This is a genomic window from Pseudomonas sp. NPDC089554, assembly GCF_050280645.1.
In the GTDB taxonomy this organism is placed as follows: Bacteria; Pseudomonadota; Gammaproteobacteria; order Pseudomonadales; family Pseudomonadaceae; genus Aquipseudomonas.
This window is the reverse complement of sequence record NZ_JBNNVR010000004.1, coordinates 1-19037: the sequence shown is the minus strand read 5'-3', so window position 1 is coordinate 19037 and position 19037 is coordinate 1. Positions and strand designations below refer to the sequence as shown.

The window sequence follows — 19037 nt, the reverse complement described above, 5'->3', positions numbered from 1 at the left end:
TTGAACTGCGCTTATTCGCCGCGCTCGCCTGCCTCGGCAAACGCCTGCTGCGCCTCCCAGCCGCCACCGAGCGCGGCGATCAGTTGCACACTGGCCACCAGGCGCCCTTGCAGCAGGTTCAGCACGCTGCGCTCGTTGCTCAGCGCGGTGGTCTGCACGTTCACCACATCCAGGTAGCCGATCAGCCCGGCGCGGTACTGGTTCTCGGTCAGGCGCAGCGACTCACGCGCCGCATCCAGCGCCTCCTGGCGCACCACTGCCTCGTCGCCGTACACCTTCAGTTGCACCAGGTAATTTTCCACTTCGCGGAAACCGTCGAGCACCGCCTGGCGGTACTGCGCCACGGTCTGGTCGTACACGGCGACCGTGCGGTCCACCTCGGCACTGCGCCTGCCTGCATCGAACAGCGTCAGGGCCAATTGCGGCCCCACCGACCAGTAGCGGTTGGGCAACTCGACCCAGTTGTTGAACGAGCTGCTGGAATAGCCACCACTCATGCTCAGCGACAGGTCCGGGAAGTACGCGGCGCGCGCCACGCCGATATTGGCGTTGGCCGACATTACCCGGCGCTCGGCCGAGGCGATGTCCGGGCGGCGCTCGAGCAGTTGCGAAGGCAGCGATACCGGAATGGTCGGCAGCGCCGGGATACTGTTGCTGGCGGCCAGGGAGAACTCGGCCGGGGCCTTGCCCATCAGCACGGCGATGGCGTTCTCGTACTGGGCGCGCTGCCAGGCCAAATCGATCAGGTCAGCCTGGGTGCTCTTGAGTTGGGTACGCGCCTGGGCGACCGCATCGGGGCCGGCGACGCCTGCGCGGTACTGGTTTTCGTTCATCCGCAGGGAGCGCTCGTAGGCCGCCACCGTGGCTTCGAGCAAGCGCTTCTGCTCATCGATCACCCGCAGTTGCAGGTAGTTCTGCACCAGTTCCGACTGCTGGCTCAGGCGAATCGCGGCCATGTCGGCGAAGCTGGCCTCGGCGCTGGCTTCGTTGGCGTTGAGGGTTTCGCGCAGCTTGCCCCACAGGTCGATTTCCCAGCTCACGCCCAGTTGTGCGTTATAGGTGTTGCGGATACCGCTGCTGTTGTTCGAAAGGCTCGAGCTGGAACTGCCGGTGCCCTGGGCCGAGCGGTTCTTGCTGGTGGTCAGGTCCAGGCTCGGGAACAGCGAGGCGCGACTGCTGCGGATCAGCGCCTGAGCCTGGCGGTACTGCGCCTCGTACTGGGCGACGGTCTGGTTGCTGCGGTTCAGCTCCTCGACCAGCGCGTTCAACCCGGTATCGCCATAGATTTCCCACCACGCGCCACGGGCGATGGCGTCCGACGGGTTGGCCTGGGTCCAGCCCTCGGCCTGCTTGAACTGTGCCGGAGTGCTGACTTCGGGGCGGTGGTAGTCCGGGCTCAGGGTACAGGCGCTGAGCATCGCCACGCACAGGCTGGCGGTGAGCAGCCGCGAGCCGCGACCACGGGTCAGCAGTTGCAGGGCACGGTGAAGTGGGGTTTGGGCAAAGTTCATAGCGGGGTATCCAGTGCGGCGTCGGTGCGCACGCCGCGCCAACGGTTGAAACGGTGGCGCAGGCGGTCCAGGTACAGGTAGACCACGGGCGTGGTGTAGAGGGTGAGGATCTGGCTGAACACCAGCCCGCCGATCACGGTAAGGCCCAGCGGCTGGCGCATCTCGGCGCCCTCGGCGCGGCTGAGCAGCAACGGCAGCGCGCCAAGGATCGCGGCCAGGGTGGTCATCAGGATCGGCCGCAAGCGCAGCAGGCAGGCGCGGCGGATCGACTCCTCGGGGCTCAGGCCGTCGTTGCGCTCCAGTTGCAGGGCCAGGTCGATCATCAGGATGGCGTTCTTCTTCACCACGCCAATCAACAGGAACAGCCCCAGCAGCGAGATCAGGCTGAACTCGCCGCCGGTGGCGTACAGCGCCAGCAAGGCACCGACCCCGGCCGATGGCAGGGTCGAGAGGATGGTCAGCGGGTGGATATAGCTCTCATAGAGGATGCCCAGCACCAGGTACACCAACACCAGGGCGCCAAGGATCATCAGCGGCTGGCCTTGCTGGGTCTTGGCGAAGGCATCGGCAGTACCGCCCAGGTTGGCGATCACCGACTCCGGCAGCCCCACCGTGGCCACCGCCCGCTCCAGCGCCGCGAGGGCCTGGTCGGGGCTGTAGCCCTCGGCTACGTCGAAGGCGATGTTCTCGGCCGCGAACTGGCCTTCGTGGCTGACCCTGTCATCGCTCAAGCTGTTCTCGTAACGAGCGAAGGCCGACAGCGGCACACGCGCACCGTCGGCAGTGATCACCTGAACCTGTTCCAAGGTACTTGGGTCATGGGCGTACTTTGGGTTGACCTCCAACACCACCTGGTATTGGTTGAGGCTGTCGTAGATGGTGGAGATCTGCCGTTGGCTGTAGGCGTTGTTGAGCACCGAGGTCACCATGGCCATGTCGATGCCCAGGCGCTTGGCCTGGTCGCGGTCGACCACCAGGGTCACCTGCTGGGTACCGGCGCCGTCGCGGCCATCGATGGCGGTAAGCTCGGGCAGTGCACGCATGGCCGCGAGCACTTTCGGGTACCACTCGCGCAGGGCCAGCAGGTCGCCGCTTTGCAGGATGTACTGGTACTGCGAGCTGCTCTGGTCGCGCCCGGCATTGCCAATTTGCAGGTCCTGGTCGGCCATCAGGAACAACCGCCCGCCCGGCACCTTGGGCATTTCCTTGCGCAGGCGCTCGATCACCTGTTGCGCCGAGGCGCCACGCTCGGCGATCGGTTTCAGGCGCACCAGCATGAAGGCGTTGTTGGTGCCGTTGTTGCCACCGATGAAGCCGGCCACGCTGTGGATGGCTGGGTCCTTGAGCAGGGCGCTGCGGTAGATGTCCATCTTCGGCTGCATCACGGTGAACGACAGCCCATCGTCGCCGCGCACGAAGCCGATCAGCTGGCCGGTGTCCTGTTGCGGCAGGAAGGTCTTGGGCACCACCACGTACAAGGCGATGTTGACCACGATGGTCACCAGCAGGCTGAGCAGCGTCAGGCGCCGATGGCGCAAGGCCCAGCCAAGGCTGCGGTCGTAGCCGGCGACCATGCGCTGGTGCAGGCGATCGCTCCACTGTTGCAAGCGGGTCTGGCGCTGCGGCTGGTGGGGCTTGAGCCAGCGTGCACAGAGCATCGGCGTGAGGGTCAGGGACACCACCAGCGACACGATGATCGCCGCCGCCAGGGTGATCGAGAATTCCTGGAACAGGCTGCGGATGATGCCGCCCATGAACAGGATCGAGACGAACACCGCCACCAGCGAGACGTTCATCGACAACAGCGTGAAGCCCACCTCGCGCGCCCCGAGGAACGCCGCGCGCATCGGCGGCTGGCCGTCCTCGATATGCCGCGAGATGTTCTCCAGCACCACGATGGCATCGTCCACCACCAGGCCCGTGGCAAGGATCAGCGCCATCAGCGACAGGTTGTTCAGGGAGAAACCGCACAGGTACATGACCGCGAAGGTGCCCACCAGCGACACCGGCACTGCCAGGCTCGGGATCAAGGAGGCGCGCAGGTTGCCGAGGAACAGGTAGACCACCAGGATCACCAGCACCACGGCGATCAACAGGGTGTGCTCGGCTTCCTTGAGGGTCGCCTTGATCACCGGCGAACGGTCCATGGCCACGTTCAACTGAACGCTGGCCAGCAGCAGCGACTGCAAGGCCGGCAGTTGCGCCTTGATCTGTTCGACGGTCTGGATGATGTTGGCGCCGGTATGGCGGTTGATCACCAGCAACACCGCGCTCTGGTCGTTGAAAAAGCCGCTGTTGTAGCGGTTCTCGACCGCATCGGTGACCGTTGCCACATCGCCCAGGCGCAGGATCGCGCCGTCCTGCTGGCGGATCACCAGCGGCTCGTAGTCGGCGGCCTTCTCCAGTTGGTCGTTGGCCCGTACCTGCCAGTTACGCTCGCTGTCTTCGACGAAGCCCATGGGCCGACGCTGGTTGGCGTTGGCCACGGCGGTGCGTACGTCGTCCAGGGCCAGGCCATATTGGTTGAGCAGTTGCGGTTCGAGGGAAATGCGCACGGCAGGCAGCGAGCTGCCGCCGATCTGCACCTCCCCTACCCCCGCCACCTGGGCCAGGCTCTGGGACAGGATGGTGTCGGCCAGGTCGTACAGCTGGCCTTTCTGCAACACGTCCGAGGTCAGCGACAGCACCATGATCGGCGCCTGGGACGGGTCGACCTTCTTGTACGTGGGCATGCTGCGCATACCGCTGGGCAACAGGTTGCGGGTGGCGTTGATCGCCGCCTGCACCTCGCGCGCGGCGGCGTCGACGTTGGTCCCGGCATCGAAACCGATGATCACCCGGGTGGAGCCCTGGCTGGACCGGCTGGTCAGGGTGGTGACCCCGGCGATGGCGCCCATCTTGCGCTCCAGCGGCGTGGCCACAGTGGCGGCCATCACCTCGGGGCTGGCGCCGGGCAGGTTGGCCTGTACCACGATTACCGGAAAATCCAGCTTGGGCAGCGGCGAAACTGGCAGCAGGCCGAAGCTCAGACCGCCCAGCAGCATGATCGCCAGGCTCAGCAGCATGGTCGCTACCGGCCGGCGAATGAACGGCGCAGACAGGTTCATGCCTGGGCCTGCGGCGCGTCAGGTGCGGGCCGCCAAGGCCGGGCCAGGCGGTCGAAGTACAGGTAGATGACCGGCGTGGTGAACAGCGTCAGCACCTGGCTGACCAGCAGCCCGCCGACCATCACCAGGCCCAGCGGCTGGCGCAGCTCAGCACCGGAGCCGGTGGCGAACATCAGTGGCAAGGCGCCGAACAGCGCCGCCAGGGTGGTCATGAGGATCGGTCGGAAACGCAGCAGTGCTGCCTGGTAGATCGCTTCGTGCGGGGTCATGCCCTGGTGACGCTCGGCCTCCAGGGCGAAGTCGATCATCATGATCGCATTCTTCTTGACGATGCCGATCAGCAGGATGATGCCGATGATGGCGATCATGCCCAGGTCATTGCCGCTGAGCAGCAACGCCAGCAGCGCCCCCACCGCAGCCGATGGCAGGGTCGAGAGGATGGTCACCGGGTGGATATAGCTCTCGTACAGCACGCCCAGCACGATGTACATGGTCACCACGGCGGCGAGAATCAGCAGCAAGGTGCTCGACAGCGAAGCCTGGAACGCCTCGGCTGCGCCCTGGAAGCGGGTTTGCACGCCCAGCGGCATGCCGATGTCGTGCTGAACCTGCTCGATCGCCTTGACCGCCTCGCCCAGCGCCACGCCATCGGCGAGGTTGAACGACATCATTACCGCCGGGAACTGGCCGATGTGGGAAATGGCCAACTGCGCCTGGCGCTGCTCGATACGCGCCAACGCCGACAGGCGTACCTGCCCGCCATCGGTGGCCTTGACGTGGATCGACTCCAGGGCTTGCGGGCCGATGCTCGCGGCTGCCTGCGACTGCAACACCACGCGGTACTGGCTGGCCTGGGTATAGATGGTGGAGATCTGCCGCTGGCCGAACGCGTCATACAGTGCGTTGGTGATCTGCGACACGCTGACCCCCAGGCGGCTGGCGCGGTCGCGGTCGATCACCAGGTACACCTGCAGGCCCTTGTCCTGCAGGTCGCTGGCCACATCCTTGAGTTCGGGGCGTTGTTGCAGGGCCTCGGCCAGCTTGCCGCTCCACTGGGCGAGCAGATCGGCATCGGGCGATGACAGGCTGAACTGGTATTGGGTGCGGCTGACCCGGTCTTCGATGCTCAAATCCTGCACCGGCTGCATGAACAGGCGGATACCCACCAGGCGATCGAGCTGCGGTTGCAGGCGGGCGATCACTTCGCTGGCGGTGACATCGCGCTGGCCATGGGGTTTGAGATTGATCAGCAGGCGGCCACTGTTGAGGGTGGCGTTGTCGCCGTCCACGCCGATGTAGGACGACAGGCTCTGCACCGCCGGGTCTTGCAGGATCACCTTGCTCAGGGCCTGCTGGCGCTCGCTCATGGCAGCGAACGACACCGACTGCGGCGCCTCGGAAATCCCCTGGATCACCCCGGTGTCCTGCACCGGGAAGAAGCCCTTGGGCACGATCACGTACAGGAACACGGTCAGCGCTAGGCTGCCGATGGCCACCAGCAGGGTCAGCGGCTGGTGGCGCAGCACCCAGGTCAGGGCACGGCCGTAGTGCTCGATCAGCCAGTCGATCCAGGCGCCGCTGGCACGGTAGAAACGGCCCTGTTCCTCAGGCTTGGGTTCACGCTTGAGCAAACGCGCACACATCATCGGCGTGAGGGTCAGCGACACCACCAGGGAAATCAGGATCGCCACCGCCAGGGTAATGGCGAACTCGCGGAACAGGCGGCCGACCACATCGGCCATGAACAGCAGCGGGATCAACACCGCGATCAGCGAGAGGGTCAGCGACACCAGGGTGAAGCCGATCTGCCGCGCGCCCTTGAGCGCCGCCTGCATCGGCGTCTCGCCCTCCTCGATGTGCCGCGAGATGTTCTCCAGCATGACGATGGCATCGTCCACCACGAAGCCGGTGGCGATGGTCAGGGCCATCAGTGTCAGGTTGTTGATCGAGAAGCCCGCCAGGTACATCACCGCGAACGTGCCGATCAACGACAGCGGCACGGCGATGGACGGGATGACCGTTGCGCTGACCCGGCGCAGGAACAGGAAGGTCACCATCACCACCAGGGCGATGGCGAACAGCAGCTCGTGCTGCACGTCGCGCACAGCGGCGCGGATGGTCTGGGTACGGTCGGTGAGCACCGATACGTCGAGGCCGGCCGGCAGGTTGTCGGTGATGCTCGGCAGCATCTGTTGGATGCGGTCGACCACCTCGATGACGTTGGCCCCCGGCTGGCGCTGGATGTTCAGCAGCACCGCCTGGTTCTGGTTGGCCCAGGCCGCCAGGCGCTCGTTCTCGGCGCCGTCGACGATTTCGGCGACGTCGCGCAGGCGCAGTGGTGCGCCATTGTTGTAGGCGAGAATCAGGTTGGCGTATTCCTCGGGCGAGCGCAGCTGGTCGTTGGCATCGAGCATCGACACCCGGGTCGCGCCGTCGAAGTTGCCCTTGGGCTGGTTGACGTTGGAGGCGCCGATCAGGGTACGCACGTCATCCAGGTTCAGGCCGTTGGCGGCCAGGGCGTCGACGTTGACCTTGATGCGCACCGCCTGGCGCTGGCCACCGGCGATGCTGACCATGCCCACGCCGCTGATCTGCGCGAGCTTCTGCGCCACGCGGGTGTCGACCAGGTCGTTGAGTTTGGGCAGCGGCAAGGTGGCGGAGGAAATCGCCAGTGTCAGCACCGGGGTGTCGGCGGGGTTGACCTTGTTGTACACCGGCGGTGCCGGCAGGTCGCTGGGCAGCAGGTTGCTGGCGGCGTTGATCGCGGCCTGCACCTGCTGCTCGGCGACATCCATGTTCATGTCCAGGTTGAAGCGCAGGGTCAGTACCGAGGCGCCACCGGAGCTGGTCGAGGCCATCTGGGTCAGCCCTGGCATCTGCCCGAACTGGCGCTCCAGGGGCGCGGTAACCGCGCTGGTCATCACCTGCGGGCTGGCGCCGGGGTACAGGGTCATGACCCGGATGGTCGGGTAGTCGACCTGGGGCAAGGCCGCAACTGGCAGCAGCTTGTAGGCGATCAAACCGGCCAGGACAATGGCCAGCATGCTCAGCGTGGTGGCGACTGGCCGCAGGATGAACAACCGCGAGATGTTCATGCGCCCGCCTTGCCCGACTCACCGACCTCGGCCGAACCCTTGGCATCCTGGCCTTGCAGGTGCTGGCCGGGGGTGGTCGGCACTTGCGAGCTGTCTTGCACCACTTCCACCGGGCTACCCTCGCGCAGGCGGTCGGTGCCTTCGAGCACCAGCTTGTCGCCGACCTTCAGGCCTTCGAGGATCACACTGTTCTCGCCGTCGCTGGCCCCTACCTTGAGTTTGCGGATATTGACCTTGCTTTCGGCGTTGACCACATAGGCGAAGGTGCCGTCGTTGCCGTACTGGATGGCCGCAGACGGCGCCAGGGTCACCTGCTTGAGGGTGTCGGCCAGCAGGCGCACGTTGACGAACTGGTTGGGGAACAGGGCGTGGTCCTTGTTCTCGAAGAAGCCCTTGAACTTCAGGGTGCCGGTGGTGGTGTCGATCTGGTTGTCCAGGCTGCCCAGCACACCGGTGGATTGCAGCTTGGTATCGCCACGGTCCCAGGCCTCCACCGCCAGGCTGGCGCCACTGCGGTAGCGCTCCAGCACCGTGGCCAGCTCGGTTTCGGGCAGGGTGAAGGCGACGTTGATCGGCTCGGTCTGGGTGATGATCACCAGCGCGGTGGTGTCGTTGGTCGCCACCAGGTTGCCCAGGTCGAGCTGGCGCAGGCCCAGGCGCCCGTTGATCGGCGCGCGGATCTGGGTGAACTCGAGATTAAGGCGCGCATCGCTGACGGCGGCCTGGTTGGTCTTGACCAGCCCCAGGAACTGCCCCACCTGCGCCTCGGCGGTGTCTAGGGTCTGCTTGGCGATACTGTCTTCGGCATACAGGCCCTTGTAGCGCGCAAGGTCCACCTGGGCGTTTTTCAGCTGCGCCTGGTTCTGCGCCAGGGTGCCTTCGGCCTGTTGCAGGGCGATGCGGTAGGGGCGCGGGTCGATCTCGGCGAGCAGGTCGCCGGCCTTGACCTGCTGGCCTTCCTTGAAGTGGATCTTCACCAGCTCGCCGGCCACCCGGCTACGCACATTGACCGTGTTGGTCGCCGTTACCGTGCCCAGGGCCTTGAAGTACAGCGGGAAGTCACCGACCCGCACAGGCTCGACGCGCACCGGTACCGGCTCGGTGGAGCCGCCGAAGCCGGGGCGCCCCATGCCCATGGCACCGCCGCGTCCTGGGCGGCCATTGGCCCCCGCCCCCTCCTGATGCACCGGCGCGGCGGGCCACAGCCACCAGGCCAGCAAGGCCACCAGCAGCAGGATCAGCAGGCCGAACAGCCAGCGACGAGGGGAACGGGAGACAGAAGCTTGCATGGCTTGAACGAACCTTGTTCAGAGAGCGATGTGGGGAGGTTGCACCATAAGCACTGGTGCAGGTTTCGCAAAGGGCCTTTACCAGGGATTTACCTTGGGCTGACGTTACTAAACCGATGAACTTTAAATGAAAACGGCCTGGGAAGTATTTCCAGGCCGTTACAGTGTGTATGCAGAATGTTAACGCAGGGGCACTTGCCTTACTTCAAGACAGCCAGCGCCGCCTCGTAGTTCGGCTCCTGGCCGATCTCGGCCACCAGCTCGCTGTGCAGCACCTTGTCGTGTTCATCCAGCACCACCACGGCACGCGCGGTCAGGCCGGCCAGCAGGCCTTCGGCGATGGCCACGCCGTACTGCTCGTGGAAGCCATGGCTGCGGAAGGTCGACAGGTTCTTCACGTTGCTCAGGCCCTCTGCGCCGCAGAAGCGCGCCTGGGCGAACGGCAGGTCGGCCGAAACGCACAGCACCACAGTGTTGGCCACATCGTTGGCCTGGGCGTTGAACTTGCGCACGGAGGTGGCGCAGGTCGGGGTGTCGATGCTTGGGAAGATGTTCAGTACCTTGCGCTTGCCGGCGTAGTCATTGAGCGACTTGTCGGCCAGGCCCTCGCCGACCAGGGTGAAGGCCGGGGCCTGGGCACCGACCTGCGGCAGTTCGCCGTTGACCTTGATCGGGTTGCCTTTGTGAGTCACTTGAGCCATGGCAGAAGTCCTTATACGGGTTTGGGAAAAGACCCAGAGTTAAGCATGAAGGCGTGCGGGTGCCTACTGTCGCACGCAACAAAAAGCCCGGGTGACATGCGTCGACCCGGGCTTTTGCGCAAGCTGCGCCGTTAGCGTGGAATCAGTCCGTACACCACCGAGCTCAAGGCCACCAGACCGATCACCACGACGAACACGTTGGACAGCGCACCGCTGTACTTGCGCATCGACGGCACCCGGCGAATGGCATACATCGGCATCAGGAACAGCAGCACTGCCAGGATCGGCCCGCCCAGCGACTCGATCATCCCCAGGATGCTCGGGTTGAGGGTGGCGACCGCCCAACACACCACCAGCATCAGGCCAGCGACGGTGCGATCCATGGCCTTGGCGCCTGGGCGCAGGCCGGTCTTGGCGATGATGCCCTTGAGGCCCTCGCTGGCACCGATGTAGTGGCCGAGGAACGACTTGGCGATGGCGATGAAGGCGATCAAAGGCGCTGCAAAGGCGATGGCCGGGTTGCTGAAGTGGTTGGCCAGGTACGACAGGATCGACAGGTTCTGCGCCTTGGCCTCGGCCAGTTGGGCGCTGCTCAGGGTGAGGACGCAGCTGAACACGAAGAACAGCACCATGGCCACCATCAGCAGGTGGGCGCGTCGCAGGATCTGCCCGCTGCGCTCATCGGCATGCATGCCGTGGCGGCGCTTCTGGTCGACAGCGAAGGCCGAGATGATCGGCGAGTGGTTGAAGGAGAACACCATCACCGGAATCGCCAGCCACACCGTGTGCAGGAAGGCCGAGCCCGACGGCAGCTGGCTGGCGGTGTCGAGGATGCCGCCGTTCCAGTGCGGCACCAGGTAAAGCGCCAGCAGCGCCAGGGCGACGATGAAGGGGTAGACCAGCAGGCTCATGACCTTGACCGTGGCCTGCTCACCGCAGCGCACGATCGCCAGCAGGCCGAGAATCAGCACGAACGACAGGATCGCCCGCGGCGGCGGGGTCATGTGCAGTTGGTGCTCCATGAAGCTGGTGACGGTGTTGGTCAGCGCAACACTATAAATAAGCAGGATGGGGAAGATGGCGAAGAAGTACAGCACCGTGATCGCGGCACCGGCCTTGATGCCGAAGTGCTCCTCGACCACCTGGGTGATGTCGCCGTCGCCCCTCCCGGACAGCACGAAGCGGGTGAGCGCGCGGTGGGCGAAGTAGGTCATGGGGAAGGCCAGCAGCACCAGGACCAGCAGTGGCCAGAAACCGCCGAGGCCGGCGTTGATCGGCAGGAACAGGGTTCCGGCGCCGATGGCCGTGCCGAACAGGCCCAGCATCCAGGTGGTGTCGTGACGGGACCAGCTGCCGAGGGTGGCGGTCTGGGTCGATTCGAAGCGTTGTTCGACGCTTTGGGCCTGCTCGTTCATTCCGGGTGCAACTCCACTCGCAAGACTACAACAGGCTGAGAGTGGCGAAATAGAAGCCTCACGCCACCTCAACCGAAAAGAGGGGCGCGATTGTGCACCGAAAGGTTGCACCAGGGAAACCCTTTCCGAGGGACGGTTGCACCTTTTGTGTGCGCCCTCCAAAAGCAACACGGACCCTGTAGGAGCGGGCAAGCCCGCTTACTACAGGGTCCGTGTCGTTGTTGAACGAGCGCCAGGTACCTGGCGCTGTTGCATCAGCCTTGCTGAACCGCCGCGATAGCTTCGGCCACCTGGCGCAGGTTGGCCGGGCGCAGGCCGGACATGCACATACGCCCGCTGTCGATCAGGTACACGCCGAACTCGTCACGCAGGCGACGCACCTGCTCGACGCTGAGGCCGGTGTAGCTGAACATGCCGCGCTGACGTACGAAGAACTGGAAGTCCTGGCCCGGCAGCAACTGCCCAAGCAGGTCGACCAGGCCTTGGCGCATGTTGAGGATACGCTTGCGCATCACTTCCACCTCGGCCACCCACTGGGCGTTGAGCGCGGCATCACCGAGCACACCGGCTACCAGCTGGGCGCCGAAGGTGGGTGGGCTGGAGTAGTTGCGACGCACCGTGGCCTTGAGCTGGCCAAGCACGCTCTGGGCGCTGTCGGCATCGTCGCTGACTACTGACAGACCCCCTACCCGCTCGCCATACAGCGAGAAGATCTTCGAGAACGAGTTGCTGACCAGGCACGGTACACCGGCACGGGCCATTTCGCGGATGGCATAGGCATCCTGCTCCAGGCCTTCGCCGAAGCCCTGGTAGGCGATGTCGAGGAACGGGATCAGCTCACGCGCCTTGACCACTTCCACCACCTGCTGCCACTGGCTCTGGTCCAAGTCGACGCCTGTGGGGTTGTGGCAGCACGGGTGCAGCAGCACGATGGCCTGCTTGGGCAAGCCCTGCAGGGCCGCCAGCATGCCGGCGAAGTCCAGGCCACGGCTGGCCTGATCGAAGTATGGGTAGGTGTGCACCTTGAAGCCCGCGCCTTCGAAGATTGCGCGGTGGTTGTCCCAGGTGGGGTTGCTGACCCACACCTCGGACTGCGGGAAGTAGCGCTTGAGGAAGTCGGCACCGACCTTCAGCGCGCCGGAGCCGCCAACGGTCTGCACAGTGGCGATGCGCTTGCCGGTCACCGCTGGGTGCTCGGCACCGAACAGCAGCGTCTGGATCGCCTGGCGATAGCTGGCCAGGCCTTCCATCGGCAGGTACAGCGAGGCTTCGTGGGGTTTCCCGGCCAGGCGCTTCTCCACCTCGCCCACCGCCGCCAGTTGCGGCACCACGCCAGCTTCGTCGTAGTACAGGCCGATACTCAGGTTGACCTTGTCGGCACGGGGGTCGGCCTTGAAGGTCTCCATCAGCGAGAGAATCGGGTCGCCGGCATAGGCATCGACATGTTTGAACACAGCGCACAGCTCCTTGGATCAGGACAGTTCGAAAAAGATTGTCCAGAGAATACCCGCAGTGGCGGCGCAGGAACATCATTGAATGTGCACAATGCTCGTGCAGCGCTGCATAGCTTCACGCCAACAGCGCGCGCAACCCCTGAAGCTCCTGTTCGGTCAGTGCCACGCCCTCGCGCGCGGCCTGCGCCCGCTCGCGAAAACGCCGTTCGCCAGGCAGGCGCGACAAGCCCACGGCCTGCATCTGCCCTACCAGCTCGCGGCTGCGCAAGGCGAAGCGCCCGCCTTCTGCCTTGCTCGGGTCGATGACGATGATCAACTGGCCGGTCCACGGCGTCTTGGCGCCGGGGTGCTTGGCCCAGTCGAACTCCCAGGAAAAATGCCCGCCGGTCAGCGCCGCCGCCAGCAGCTCGACCATCATCGACAGCGCCGAGCCCTTGTGCCCGCCAAAGGGCAACAAGGCGCCGCCTTCGAGGATGGCTTTGGGGTCGGTGGTGGGCTCACCGGCAGCATCCACGCCAACGCCGAGCGGCAACTGCTGGCCCTGGCGCGCTGCGATCTGCACATCGCCATGGGCCATGGCGCTGGTGGCCATGTCGAAGACGATCGGGTCGCTACCTTCACAGGGCGCAGCGAAGGCGATGGGGTTGGTGCCGAACAGCGGCTTGCGGGCGCCGTGGGGCACCACGCAGGTCATGCTGTTGACCACGCTCAGGGCTACCAGGCCCTCTTCGGCAAAGGGCTCGACATCTGGCCATAGGGCGGCGAAATGGTGGGAATTATGAATCGCCAGTACTGCGATGCCCGCCGTGCGCGCCTTCTCCACCAACAACGCCCGCGCGGCAGCCAGGGCTGGCTGGGCGAAACCGCCGCCGGCATCGACACGTACGAAGGCCGGCGCTACATCGCTGACCTGAGGTTGGGCCTGGCCATTTACCCAGCCGCTGGCCAGGGTGGACACGTAGCCCGGCATGCGAAATATACCGTGGCTATGCGCCCCGTCGCGCTGGGCGCTGGTGCAGTTATGGGCCAGAACCGAAGCGACCTGCTCGGCGCAGCCATGGCGCACGAAGATACGCTGCAACAGCCCCTGCAACTCGCTGAACGGCATGCGTACGACGGGGCTGGCGGAAGGTGCGGACATCTGGAGCTCCTTTATAGGTATTGGAGTGGCTACAGCGTAGGCGTCAGTGACGGCACTTTCTGCCTGGGCGCCGGGAGCTGTCAAATTTCCCCGCGCCTGGCAACCCGACATTGCAGCGACGCAATGACCCAACTGCATCGTTAAATATTATTGACCGGCGCCTCGACCAAACCCTTGCCAGCCATGGCTTACAGCCCCGAAAACGCTCAAGAACAGGCGATATACCGACGCGCCACTCGTTTGACATATCGAACGGCTCTGTCAAGCTAGAACCTATGTCCCGACCGGAATTGCAGCCCCTTGAGGCGCACCGGCAGTGCTCGGGACGACAGGTTGCGCACACAAGGCTCAAGGCCGCGCACCTGCACAACAACGACAGGCCGAGCTTGTCCCAAGGTGACATATGTCCAACAGCAACATTGGCAACAAGACCCCATCCCCGCGCAAACCCGTCGTCCTGATGACCATGGGCACCCAAGAGCGCAAAGGCCATGACTATCAGGTCATGACCCATAAATACATCACCCCGCTGGTCGAGTTCGCAGGCTGCGTCCCGGTCCTGGTCCCTACCTGCTGCGGCACCGAAGACCTCGAGGCCTACCTCGACATGGCCGACGGCATCTACCTGACCGGCGCCGGCAGCAACATCGACCCGGCGCTTTATGGGCAGGAGAACGAAACCCCCGGCAAGGCCCAGGACAAGGACCGCGACCTGTTCGACATCCCCCTGGTACAACTGGCCATCGCCCGTGGCCTGCCGATCTTCGGCATCTGCCGGGGCATGCAGGAAATCAACGTGGCCCTGGGCGGCGATATCTACCAGAAGGTATATGCCGAACCCGGCTTCAATGACCACCGCGAAAACCCCGAAGACCCGGTCGAGGTGCAGTACGGGCCTGCTCACAGCGTGACGATCAAGCCTGGCAGCTGGCTGCGCGACACCCTCGGCAGTGACGAGATTCGCGTCAACTCGCTGCATGGCCAGGGCTTGCGCAACCTGGGCGAAGGCCTGGAGCCGATCGCCCATGCCGAAGATGGGTTGGTCGAGGCGATCCACGCCCCAAGCATCTCGCCCTTCCTGTTCGCCGTGCAGTGGCACCCCGAGTGGCAGGCGGCCGACAACCCTGATTCGATCAAGATGTTCCAGGCCTTTGGCGATGCGTGCCGCGCCCAGGTCGGTAAAAACCAGGCCAGCAAGCGTCACCAGGCGGCCTGACCCCTCGCTTCGTTAGCTTTGATCGCGGGGCGGCGCAAGGCCGCCCCTGTTTCCCCGGACACCCTCTGCTGGTCCCAGAACACCTTCCGTGGAAGCGGGCGGCGGGCTTGCGCCTGTCTCCGCGATCATTTTTTTCCTGCCTAAAGACATACGATGACCTGCTTGATCAGGTTCTAAAGCGCGGCGCAGTGCATGTGGGAGCGGGTTTACCCGCGAACCAGGGCAAAGCCCTGGCCAGGCACCGCGGTGGCTCATTCGCGGGTAAACCCGCTCCCACAGTTCTTGGGGGCAGTCCAGTTATTACGAAATGCAGGAACACTTTGGCGCAAGGCCCGACCGCTTCCACCACCCATCCCCTCGCAAAAAAATTTCCTGCCAAGGACTAGTCATAATTTAGGTTGTACGATAACTTACCTCTCGCCTTGGTTCTCTACCTTTTCCAAGCGCCCAACAGGATGCCTACAACAATGACTTCACAAGAACTGCAATCCATCCTTTCCCACGGCCTGCTGTCGTTCCCTGTCACCGACTTCAACGCCCAAGGCGATTTCAACCCAGCAGGCTACGTCAAGCGCCTGGAATGGCTGGCTCCCTACGGCGCCAGCGCGCTGTTCGCCGCCGGTGGCACCGGTGAGTTCTTCTCCCTGGCCGCCAGCGAGTACAGCCAGGTCATCAAGACCGCAGTCGACACCTGCGCCAAGTCGGTGCCAATCCTCGCAGGCGTCGGCGGCTCCACCCGCCAGGCCATCGAATACGCACAGGAAGCCGAGCGTCTGGGCGCCAAGGGCCTGCTGCTGCTGCCGCACTACCTGACCGAAGCCAGCCAGGACGGCGTTGCCGCCCACGTAGAGGCGGTGTGCAAGTCGGTAAACATCGGCGTAGTGGTCTACAACCGTAACGTCTGCCGCCTCAACGCCGACCTGCTGGAAAAGCTGGCCGAGCGCTGCCCGAACCTGATCGGCTACAAGGATGGCCTGGGCGACATCGAGCTGATGGTGTCGATCCGTCGTCGCATGGGTGACCGCTTCAGCTACCTGGGCGGCCTGCCTACCGCCGAGGTGTATGCTGCGGCCTACAAGGCACTCGGCGTGCCGGTCTACTCTTCAGCCGTGTTCAACTTCGTACCGAAGACCGCGATGGACTTCTACCACGCCATTGCCCGCGACGATCACGCCACCGTCGCCAAGCTGATCGACGATTTCTTCCTGCCATACCTGGACATCCGTAACCGCAAGTCGGGCTACGCCGTGTCCATCGTCAAGGCAGGCGCCAAGATCGCCGGTTATGACGCAGGCCCGGTGCGTACCCCGCTGACCGACCTGACCCCCGAAGAGTACGAAATGCTGGCCGCCCTGATGGACAAGATGGGCCCGCAGTAAGCACGGTGCAACGCGGCCTGCCAATGCCGCCACCGGGGCGCCCGACAGCGCCCCGGCTTACAATTCGATCCGCCCGCACAAGAATAAATAGTGGGAGTACCCCAGCATGCAAGCGACTAAAAAGACGCATGTGCGCTACCTGATCCTGTTCATGCTGTTCCTGGTGACCACGATCAACTACGCAGACCGCGCCACCATCGCCATCGCAGGCTCCAGCCTGCAGAAAGACCTTGGCATTGACGCCGTCACCCTTGGCTACATCTTCTCCGCCTTCGGCTGGGCCTACGTGGCCGGGCAAATCCCCGGTGGCTGGTTGCTGGACCGCTTCGGCTCCAAGAACGTCTACGCCTTCAGTATCTTCACCTGGTCGCTGTTCACCCTGCTGCAAGGCTTCGTCGGCGGCATGCCGGTGGCCTGGGCAGTGGTCACCCTGTTCACCCTGCGCTTCCTCGTCGGCTTCGCCGAAGCCCCGTCGTTCCCGGGTAACGCCCGTATCGTGGCGGCCTGGTTCCCGACCGCCGAACGCGGCACGGCCTCGGCGATCTTCAACTCGGCGCAGTACTTCGCCACCGCGCTGTTCGCGCCGCTGATGGGCTGGATCGTCTACAGCTTCGGCTGGGAGCACGTGTTCGTGGTGATGGGCGCACTGGGTATCGTGTTCTCTGGCATCTGGCTCAAGACCATCTACAACCCGCGCCAGCACCCCCGCATTGGCCAGGCCGAACTCGAGCATATCGAGCAAGGTGGCGGCCTGGTGGACATGGACCAGAAACGTGCCAACGACGGCCCGAAATGGGGCTACGTCAAGCAACTGCTGACCAGCCGCATGCTGCTGGGCGTGTACCTGGGCCAGTTCTGCATCAACGCCATCACCTACTTCTTCCTCACCTGGTTCCCGGTGTACCTGGTGCAGGAACGCGGCATGACCATCCTCAAGGCGGGCATCATCGCCTCCTTGCCGGCCATCTGCGGCTTCATCGGCGGTGTGTTGGGTGGCGTGCTGTCCGACTGGCTGCTGCGTCGCGGTCATACCCTGACCTTCGCCCGCAAGCTGCCGATCGTCTGCGGCCTGTTGCTGTCGACCACTATGGTCTTCTGCAACTACGTCGACGCCGAGTGGATGGTCGTAGGCTTCATGACCCTGGCCTTCTTCGGCAAAGGCATTGGCGCCCTGGGCTGGGCTGTGGTGGCCGACACCTCGCCCAAGCAGATCGCCGGCTTGTCTGGTGGCCTGTTCAACACCTTCGGCAACATCGCCTCGATCACCACTCCGATCGTCATCGGCTACATCATCAGCGCCACTGGCTCGTTCAAGTGGGCCCTGGTGTACGTGGGTGCCAACGCACTGGTGGCGGTGTTCAGCTACCTGGTGATCGTCGGCCCGATCAAGCGTATTGAGCTGCGCGAAGAAGCGTCGCCTGAAAGCATCCCGCCCGCCGGCAGCGAACTGGCAGGCTCGCGTCACTGAGTCGCACACGCCCGTACCCGGCCCTGGCCGGGTACAGGCGGATGAATAGCCTGAGAAAAAATTGGAAGGGCACCACCATGCAGTTGATCGAACACTCCGAGTCGCCCCGCTACGTCCGCCTGCACGATGACGACAATGTCGTGGTCGTGGTCAACGATGGCGGCCTGGGCGAAGGTGCACGTTTCGCTGACGGCCTGACCCTGGTCGAAGGCGTACCGCAGAGCCACAAGGTGGCCACCGTGACCATCGCCAAAGGTGACGCCGTACGCCGCTACGGGCAAATCATCGGCTACGCCCTGGAAGACCTGCGCCAGGGCAGCTGGGTACAGGAAAGCCAACTGGCCATGCCGGCCGCACCGGAACTCGACAGCCTGCCGCGCTGTGATGCCGTGCCTGCCGCCCTGCCCCCGCTCGAAGGCTTCACCTTCGAGGGTTACCGCAACGCCGACGGTACTGTCGGTACCCGCAACATCCTTGGCATCACCACCACCGTGCAGTGCGTCACCGGCGTGCTGGACCACACGGTCAAGCGCATTCGCGAAGAGCTGCTGCCCAAATACCCCAACGTCGATGACGTGGTCGCCCTCACCCACAGCTACGGCTGCGGCGTGGCGATCAACGCCCGCGACGCGTATATCCCGATTCGTACCGTGCGCAACCTGGCGCGCAACCCCAACCTGGGCGGTGAAGCACTGGTCATCAGCCTGGGCTGCGAGAAATTGCAGGCCGAGCAGGTGATGCACGAGAACGACCCCTCGGTCGACCTCAGCGACCCCTGGCTGTACCGCTTGCAGGACGCCAAGCTGGGCTTCGTGGAAATGGTCGAGCAGATCATGGAGCTGGCCGAGACGCGCCTGAAGAAGCTCGACCAGCGCCGCCGTGAAACCGTGCCGGCCAGCGAGTTGATCCTGGGCATGCAGTGCGGCGGCAGCGATGCGTTCTCCGGTATTACCGCCAACCCGGCGCTGGGCTATGCCTCCGACCTGCTGGTGCGTGCCGGCGCCACGGTGCTGTTCTCGGAAGTCACCGAAGTGCGCGATGCCATCTACATGCTCACCTCCCGCGCCGAAACCCCGGAAGTGGCCGATGCGCTGGTGCGCGAGATGGACTGGTACGACCGCTACCTGCAACAGGGCGCCGCCGACCGCAGCGCCAACACCACGCCTGGCAACAAGAAAGGCGGGTTGTCGAATATCGTCGAGAAATCCCTGGGTTCGATCGTCAAGTCCGGCAGCGGCGCCATCCAGGGCGTGGTGGGCCC

12 protein-coding genes are annotated in these 19037 nt (G+C 64.6%); 4 read left to right on the top strand and 8 right to left on the bottom strand.

Annotated elements, in window-relative coordinates:
* Window positions 1-11 precede the first annotated feature (11 nt).
* The 8 genes from ACQKPE_RS02375 to ACQKPE_RS02340 form a co-directional block, all read right to left on the bottom strand.
* The gene (locus ACQKPE_RS02375; protein ID WP_427663165.1) at window positions 12-1511 is read right to left on the bottom strand and encodes an efflux transporter outer membrane subunit; all 1500 of its coding nucleotides are present in this window, start codon (window positions 1509-1511) and stop codon (window positions 12-14) included.
* Window positions 1508-4618, bottom strand: a complete 3111-nt coding sequence (locus tag ACQKPE_RS02370; protein ID WP_427663164.1) for an efflux RND transporter permease subunit — start codon at window positions 4616-4618, stop codon at window positions 1508-1510. Before ACQKPE_RS02370 ends, ACQKPE_RS02375 begins: the two co-directional genes overlap by 4 nt.
* A complete protein-coding gene (locus tag ACQKPE_RS02365; RefSeq protein ID WP_427663163.1) occupies window positions 4615-7713 on the bottom strand; it encodes an MdtB/MuxB family multidrug efflux RND transporter permease subunit in 3099 nt (1032 codons plus the stop codon). Before ACQKPE_RS02365 ends, ACQKPE_RS02370 begins: the two co-directional genes overlap by 4 nt.
* Window positions 7710-9002, bottom strand: a complete 1293-nt coding sequence (locus tag ACQKPE_RS02360; RefSeq protein ID WP_427663162.1) for an MdtA/MuxA family multidrug efflux RND transporter periplasmic adaptor subunit — start codon at window positions 9000-9002, stop codon at window positions 7710-7712. The genes ACQKPE_RS02365 and ACQKPE_RS02360 overlap by 4 nt, the downstream gene beginning before the upstream one ends.
* A 200-nt stretch (window positions 9003-9202) precedes the next feature.
* Complete coding sequence (tpx, locus tag ACQKPE_RS02355) at window positions 9203-9703, bottom strand: thiol peroxidase (RefSeq protein WP_427663161.1); 501 nt, start codon at window positions 9701-9703, stop codon at window positions 9203-9205.
* A 131-nt stretch (window positions 9704-9834) separates the two neighbouring features.
* A complete protein-coding gene (locus ACQKPE_RS02350; protein WP_427663160.1) occupies window positions 9835-11118 on the bottom strand; it encodes an aromatic amino acid transport family protein in 1284 nt (427 codons plus the stop codon).
* Between the two features lie 254 nt (window positions 11119-11372).
* Entirely contained in the window at window positions 11373-12572 is a 1200-nt protein-coding gene (locus tag ACQKPE_RS02345; RefSeq protein WP_427663159.1) for an aromatic amino acid transaminase, read from the bottom strand.
* A 115-nt stretch (window positions 12573-12687) separates the two neighbouring features.
* A complete protein-coding gene (locus ACQKPE_RS02340) occupies window positions 12688-13713 on the bottom strand; it encodes an Ldh family oxidoreductase (RefSeq protein WP_427663158.1) in 1026 nt (341 codons plus the stop codon).
* Between the two features lie 403 nt (window positions 13714-14116).
* Between ACQKPE_RS02340 and ACQKPE_RS02335 the strand changes: the two genes are divergently transcribed.
* From ACQKPE_RS02335 to ACQKPE_RS02320, 4 genes are all read left to right on the top strand, one after another.
* Window positions 14117-14929, top strand: coding sequence for a gamma-glutamyl-gamma-aminobutyrate hydrolase family protein (locus tag ACQKPE_RS02335; protein ID WP_427663157.1), 813 nt, complete (start codon window positions 14117-14119; stop codon window positions 14927-14929).
* A 467-nt stretch (window positions 14930-15396) separates the two neighbouring features.
* Entirely contained in the window at window positions 15397-16308 is a 912-nt protein-coding gene (gene kdgD / locus ACQKPE_RS02330; RefSeq protein WP_427663156.1) for a 5-dehydro-4-deoxyglucarate dehydratase, read from the top strand.
* 106 nt (window positions 16309-16414) lie between these two features.
* Window positions 16415-17776: an MFS transporter gene (locus tag ACQKPE_RS02325; protein WP_427663155.1), complete on the top strand. Its 1362-nt coding sequence runs from the start codon at window positions 16415-16417 to the stop codon at window positions 17774-17776.
* Between the two features lie 77 nt (window positions 17777-17853).
* A partial coding sequence (locus ACQKPE_RS02320; RefSeq protein ID WP_427663154.1) for a UxaA family hydrolase occupies window positions 17854-19037 on the top strand: 1184 nt, incomplete at its 3' end.